At 48.5% G+C, this 6,543-nt stretch carries 7 protein-coding genes; all 7 read right to left on the minus strand.

Translation table 11 applies throughout. The features are described 5' to 3' along the window. A partial coding sequence (locus tag B7X71_RS10290) for a polysaccharide biosynthesis protein (RefSeq protein WP_293600691.1) occupies positions 1-273 on the minus strand: 273 nt, incomplete at its 3' end. Beyond that, complete coding sequence (locus tag B7X71_RS10295) at positions 270-1,088, minus strand: glycosyltransferase (RefSeq protein WP_293600692.1); 819 nt, start codon at positions 1,086-1,088, stop codon at positions 270-272. The genes B7X71_RS10295 and B7X71_RS10290, both read right to left, overlap by 4 nt. A 37-nt stretch (positions 1,089-1,125) precedes the next feature. Then, a complete protein-coding gene (locus B7X71_RS10300) occupies positions 1,126-2,397 on the minus strand; it encodes an O-antigen ligase family protein (RefSeq protein ID WP_293600693.1) in 1,272 nt (423 codons plus the stop codon). A gap of 32 nt (positions 2,398-2,429) precedes the next feature. Continuing rightward, on the minus strand, positions 2,430-3,281 hold the full coding sequence (locus B7X71_RS10305) for a glycosyltransferase family 2 protein (protein WP_293600694.1): 852 nt from the start codon (positions 3,279-3,281) through the stop codon (positions 2,430-2,432). Positions 3,282-3,689: 408 nt separating this feature from the next. Next, positions 3,690-4,967, minus strand: coding sequence for a flippase (locus B7X71_RS10310; RefSeq protein WP_293600695.1), 1,278 nt, complete (start codon positions 4,965-4,967; stop codon positions 3,690-3,692). A 43-nt stretch (positions 4,968-5,010) separates the two neighbouring features. Beyond that, on the minus strand, positions 5,011-6,039 hold the full coding sequence (locus B7X71_RS10315; protein ID WP_293600696.1) for a class I SAM-dependent methyltransferase: 1,029 nt from the start codon (positions 6,037-6,039) through the stop codon (positions 5,011-5,013). Then, positions 6,036-6,543 (minus strand): dTDP-4-dehydrorhamnose 3,5-epimerase (gene rfbC, locus B7X71_RS10320; RefSeq protein WP_293600697.1); only part of this gene is annotated, 508 nt, incomplete at its 5' end. The genes rfbC and B7X71_RS10315, both read right to left, overlap by 4 nt.

Raw genomic sequence — 6,543 nt, forward strand, 5'->3', positions numbered from 1 at the left:
CTGCTTGAGCGCTGCGGCGTGAAATACGTAGTCCACATCGCGCATGGCCGAAGCCACGCTGCGCGCATCGCGCACGTCGCCAATGTAGAACTTGAGCTTGGGATGGTTGTAGCGCTTGCGCATGTCATCCTGCTTTTTTTCATCGCGGCTGAAAATGCGGATTTCATGTAAACCGGAGTTTAAAAACCGGCGAAGCATAGCATTGCCAAAAGAGCCCGTCCCGCCAGTAATTAACAAGACGCCGGACAATGTGTCGTTTTTCTTTTGACTCATAGCATTTTTCTATAACTTGGATAACCGACACGAGCGAACTCATACGCCATTCGTCTAGGCATCTTTGAGAGAGTCGCACTTTCTGCATGATGAGCACGCAAAACAGGGTCAAATAAAAGAACTCCAGAGGAAGAATGTATTTGATCCGAAAAATAAGCTTCTTCACCATACAGGAAATGAGGGTAATTCAACGACGTAAATTTCGCAAAAAATGCTCTCGTCAAGACATAACAAGCACCGATGCCCATATGAATTTCACATCGGCTAGCTGGCTGTGGTGGCGATGACTTTACAGGCCTAATAACTCGAAGAATGGCAAGCAATAACCACGCAAAATAATAGTGTAAAAAATAAATATCAAGCTGTAGACGCCACCACCACCCCATCTTATTCATGACATGAGGGTTCTGGTGAACGCCATCTTTGGTGATGACATCAGGGCACACTGCGTAAACATTTCCACCATAATTCGCGCGGCAAAGCTCCTGGCAAAATGATGGCTCAAAGGTCAGATCGTTGTTACCGATGACCACGTAACTATAAATATCAAGCGCGGCATTTTGAAGGCCATAATTTAATCCGCCGAAATATCCCAGATTTTTCGAGGCGCGCAGACACTTGATCCATGAATGTTTTTCAGCAAACTCCGAAAGAGCGAGCGAATCCTCTTCATCCGTTGAATTATCAACAACAATGCAATCAATCGAAAATTGAGAATCTCTGCCCGACTGCCGAACCAATGAATCACACAGTTTTTTACTGTAACTAAAATTGTTAAAATTCACGCAGATAAAAGCTATTTTTGGAGTTTTCATTAGCGAACCCCAGAAGCAATATGAATCAATTTCGAACTCACGTCACACCCCTCACCTGTAATCGCCGCCTACCACAACGTACATCCGCAGCAAACGGAATGATACCCATCATCAACATGAAATCGAATGACCCGAGATATGGGTTTGTAGCTGCACCAAACATCAAAAAAATCGCACCGCTGAACATGGCCTTTACCTCGATTGAGTAATTCATATGGCTGCATCTTGCATTGCATCCTATCCTCCATATCTCAGAAAAAAACAAAACCGCAAACAAGGCCACTCCAACAATCCCAAAATTAAAAAGTAGCTGCAAATATGTCAGCTCATAAACCCAAGGTGCATCATCGCTCCTGATTACGTCTGTAGTACCGCCTATCCCAGACCCAAAGAATGGGTTGCTCAAGAATGCCGAAAAAAGAGACGCCGCCTGAGATGTTCTAGCCCCTCCGTCGTCCTCAAACAGCCCCGTAAATCTTTCTACAAAATCATCAACGTACAGATACCCGTTTAAAAACAAATAAACCAGAAACGTCGCCACACCAAGAACAACGATCAACCATAATTTAACAATTCGCCTAATTATGAATTTTTTTTCAGCAAATATTTTTGCGGTGAAAATCAAGAACACTGGCGCCAAGAATATTGCAACCTGCAGCGCACGCCGCCCGCTCAGCATCGCCGCGAGCAACGTACAAAGCAATGCAAAAACCGATCGAATATTCATTTTTTCTCTTTTATTGGCAACAACGTAGTAGAGCAAGTAGCCAGCAATAAAAAATAGCGAACCTACATTGTGAGACGTCACCTGCAGGTAGCCTTCATGCAATCCGACCCGCAATGAATTTTCTTCCAAAAAAGTTTCTGAGTAAAAATAACCCACACCAATTTCTTGCAAAATTCCGAGGGAAATAATCACCAAAATACAGATTGCAGCTAGCTCGACTATTCCGTTGATGTATTTTCCATAATTAAAATCAGCCAGAGATGTCCAAAGCAGCGCGATGACAATCGGGAAGATAACTCCCAGACGCAACCCATCAATGATTGCCTGATCTGGATTACCATACAGCACCCCAACAGAAAGCGCCAATGCATTGATGGCCGCAAACATGGAAAAGAATAAAATTGGCCGCGCCATTCCTACCGAGGACTTTTTGGAAAAAAGGTCAACCAACGGCAGGGCTAGCAATAGCAATAATATAGGAAGCTTTTGCAACCCATACGCTCTGGGCACAATAAAGGCGCCGCCAATAAGCAATATTCCAAATAGTACGCAGAGCGCTCGATTAATGGTCATCGCTTTCATGCACATCCCTGATCTGCCAATTAAAATCGAGGTCAAAACTTACTGGCATATTTACCATCCCTTGACCTAAAACAGTCCGCGACCCCTCTTCCAATCATTTTTAGATTAACGTATCTTTGAGGGTCAAAGATTGCGATTTCAACAATGCCCCAGATTGAAATTATGGTTTTTTTAATCAAGAAAACAGGATTTCTCGACCAGAACCCCGCCACTAAATACAGATGGTTTCTGTACATGTAGTATCGCCGCAAGGGCGAATGCAATATATAGCGATAGTTATATCCCATCAGGTTAACAACTCTTATTTCGCCCAGCCTATGGTGAAGGTTTGCCGAACCACACTTGACTATTTTGTAGCCTGCGTTTCGGACGCGCAGGCTGAATTCAAAATCCACTGAATCTATAAAATAGCGCTCGTTATAGTCTCCAACAGATTGGAGGCAGTTCACCTTCACCAAAGTACCAGATGTTATGGCGCTCGTTACGACTTTATCTTTATTTCCTTTCTCGATCCCATCTGCAGCCAACGAGGGACATATCACGGCCGCATCTTGAAATTTCTCTGCGCTCATCAACATCTCTGAAACCATGTGCGGCGCTGCAATGCTATCTTGATCCATCGTCAATATCCAATCAAAATGCTCGTTGCGCGCTATTGACACCCCGATATTCAGAGCGACTCCTATTCCCATGTTGTCGTGAAGATAAACCGGTGCAATCCCCAAGGTGGCTTCTAATTTCTGGATGCAGCTGCGCGTCTCAGGTCCCGATGCATTGTCGACAATCACTACTTTGCCAACTTGGCCCACAAGAGCATTTACCGTCTTGATCAACGCAACTCCGTCATTAAAGCTAACGACTACAGCCAGTACGGATTTCAGCATTGAATTTTCATTTGCGAGTATTTTTGTTGACGGGAGGAAAATTGCACTTCATTCCTAACAGACTACCGAAATACCTCTCAACACCTTAACTGCGAAAAATCCCGACCGCGTAGAACAGGCTACCAGCGGTTTTTTTCGATGCCGGCAATGGGGAGAGTACCAGTGTTTGGGACGATTTTTGGAGTTGGAACCAGTGTTTTAGTGGCCCGTTAAGGCTGCAGCTATTCCGAGATTCACCCTTGCGATTCAATTCTTACTTGTCCGTTCTTAACAGCCAATCCAGCCGCGTCTAGTCCACCATTGTCGAAATCGATTATTTGATCTACACTCTCTCCAACGGCTTTTATTAACTTTATCAATATCATGATGAAAACAAATAATTATCGATGAGATAGAATTCATATCCGATTAGATTTTTTCCGGAATAACTCTTTTCACTAGCAACAACAATGCAACCCAATCAAAGAAAGCCCGAGTAGTCCAAGCCACCGCAGCCCCTATCAGACCGGCATGTTTAAGACAGAAAAATAGCAGCGGGATGTAAAATAGCAACTCAAATATATGCAACCTGGCCGTTGTACGGGCATCACCTTTCGCTTGAATGGTCGCGAAAGGTACATATGCAATTCCATTCAGCATTAAGCCCAAGGCCATAACGACAACAATTCGCCATGAGTGTTCAGCAAAGTCATGGCCAAGCCAGAGAGTCATGCCCCACTTTGATCCTAGAGCGATGACTACGCAGGTCGGCACTAGCACGGCAGTGATGATCTTGAGACAGTTTTTATACAGACGCTTGGCTTCATCATTATCAGTGTTGATGATTGCGGCCAGTCGCGGAAACAGGGCTGCGGTTAATGCACCCGGCAGCACCAGTACACGAAGTAACACTTCAAAAGGCACAGTGTAATAAGCGACGACACTGGCGCCAAGCACTGCCGAGATTATAAATCGATCAGCAGTTACCATTAGTGGGCCGATGATATTTGAAACGGTCATCCAAATGCCAAATGAAAGCAGGCTGCGCATGTTTTCGTTGTTAAACCGAGCCGATGCCCAGCCAGCAGGCAGTTTTTGGTGGACTAGCCACAGATGTGCGAGCAGCACGATGGCGCGCGCCGCGATCAGACCGGCCACCATCCAAGCTAGCGAGTTGCCGACAAACATGACGCTGAGTGCGGGCAGGCCAAAGTTTGCGGCTCCGAGGCCCATACGCAGCAAATTAACGACCTTGAAGTCCTCGTACGCTTCCAGTACGCCACGCAGGCCGGTGGTCACGGTGGTCAGTGGAATACCTATCGCCGCAATAAGCAGCGCCTGATGGGTGCTAGATTGCAGCGGGACGCTGACTTTAAGCCAATGCAGGGCCAACTGGTTAGCCAAGGCCGCGAGAATGAGCCCGCCCAGCACGCCCATGCCGGCAGTAAACCACAAGCCGGTCTTAACCAAACTTGGCAATTGCGCATGGAAACCCGCTGAACGCGCGGCGGCAACTTGTTGGGTGAGCGCGCGCCCCAAGCCAAAGTCGAAGAGACTGAAATAACCGATTAGCGCCCAAACGAGGGTAAGAACCCCGAATGCCTCAACGCCGGTCATCCTGATCAGATAGGGGATGGTCACTGCGCCGAGCAACAGAGGCAGCCCCGCACCTGCTAGATTCCAAAGCGTATTGCGTCTTAAGGACATTCAGAGGCTCTCTGATTTTTAGGCACGGCGACACTGCGCACTGTCATGCGCTCGTAACGGTACATGCTTCGCAGACGAGCTTGATAAAATCATTGCCAGCCCCTGTTGCCAGCGGCTGGATATTTAGTCGGCGCGCCATGGTGATATCCAGCCTATTGATAACTGAGCCGCGCCGCTGAATTCGATAAGACTCCGCAGCCGTTTCGACCCCGTTGTCCGCCATCGACTTTATCGAAAAGCCCGATTCTGCCAGCAGTTGCATCAATTTCTGCTCGGAAGGAATGGACAGATGCCGCGGCGCCTCAAGGCCACGCCAGTTGGGCCCGAAATGATGGCGCAAGGCACTAAGCGAATTCGGCAAGGAGAGCAACAGCACACCGCCGGGCTTGATTGCAGTTTTCAATTTCACCAGCAAGTCGCGAGGGTCATGCACGTGCTCAAGGACGTGCGAGCACATGATGCAGTCGAACTGCTGCTCGTACTGCGTCAGTAGTTCATACGTACCTTCCAGGATATTCAAGCCGGTTCGTTGAGCTGCACGAACCGCAGCCGGGTCGATTTCGAGCCCCATCGCGTCCCAGCCCAGTTGCCGAGCCACACCCACGGTCTGACCAGCGCCGCAGCCTACATCCATGAATCGGCCTTTCGGACGGTTCGCCAACGATATCCAGCCGAAAGGCACGCCCACCCGTTTCCCAATCGGCGCGAGGACACCGTTCAGTAATTTTGGCAAATGTAGCCGCGGTTCGATGTCGGCGTTCAACCTGTGGCTCCACCACTCGTTTTTCATCCGATCCTTAATCATATTAAGAAAAGAAAAGGACTCAGCTGAGCTGTGGGTATAGTACTTCGCGTAGGCAGTACCGATCGTTGAGCGCGTCGGGCGCGGATCGAGATAAAGCGACTGGCAATTTGCACAGTCCCAATAATCCCACTTGCCAGGAGCGCAGAAAAAAGACCAGTCCTGAACGTCCTTGTAAGCGAGGGTGCGTTGGTCCGAGCCGCAATACGGGCATGCCTCAACCCGCTCAAGACCTTCTTCCGGCCATGCCTGATCAAGTGGTGAACTCATAAAAAATCAGCGGTCGCTTCCATGAGCGCCACTCCATTTCGGTCTTTGGCAGAAAGTTGTGGGGCATCGATGCCGTGCGAATGCAACTGCCAATCGATTTCAATTGCTGCATCATTCCACGCAATGCACCGCTCATACTCAGGCGCGTAGTAATCCGTGGTCTTGTACAGAAAATCCGCCGAATCACTCAGCACCACAAACCCGTGCGCAAAGCCTGGGGGCACCCAAAACTGTTTGTTGTTTTCTTCGGTTAATTCGATGCCTTCCCATCTGCCAAAGGTAGGCGACCCCTTGCGAATATCCACAGCCACATCAAATACGGCACCGCGTACCACCCGCACCAGCTTGCCTTGGGGCTGCTGGACCTGGTAGTGCAAGCCACGCAGCACGCCTTTGGCACTACGACTATGGTTGTCTTGCACGAAGTTCACGTCAAGGCCGGTGGCTTCGTTAAAAGCTTTCTGGTTGAAGCTCTCAAAGAAGAAGCCACGCGCATCGCCGAAC

Source organism: Polynucleobacter sp. 39-46-10 (assembly GCF_002282275.1).

Excerpts from the sequence above, each read along its gene's own strand:
- B7X71_RS10295 (WP_293600692.1), bottom strand. The coding sequence starts at position 1,088 with ATGAAAACTCCAAAAATAGCTTTTATCTGCGTGAATTTTAACAATTTT.
- B7X71_RS10300 (WP_293600693.1), bottom strand. The coding sequence starts at position 2,397 with ATGAAAGCGATGACCATTAATCGAGCGCTCTGCGTACTATTTGGAATA.
- B7X71_RS10305 (WP_293600694.1), bottom strand. The coding sequence starts at position 3,281 with ATGCTGAAATCCGTACTGGCTGTAGTCGTTAGCTTTAATGACGGAGTT.
- B7X71_RS10310 (WP_293600695.1), bottom strand. The coding sequence starts at position 4,967 with ATGTCCTTAAGACGCAATACGCTTTGGAATCTAGCAGGTGCGGGGCTG.
- B7X71_RS10315 (WP_293600696.1), bottom strand. The coding sequence starts at position 6,039 with ATGAGTTCACCACTTGATCAGGCATGGCCGGAAGAAGGTCTTGAGCGG.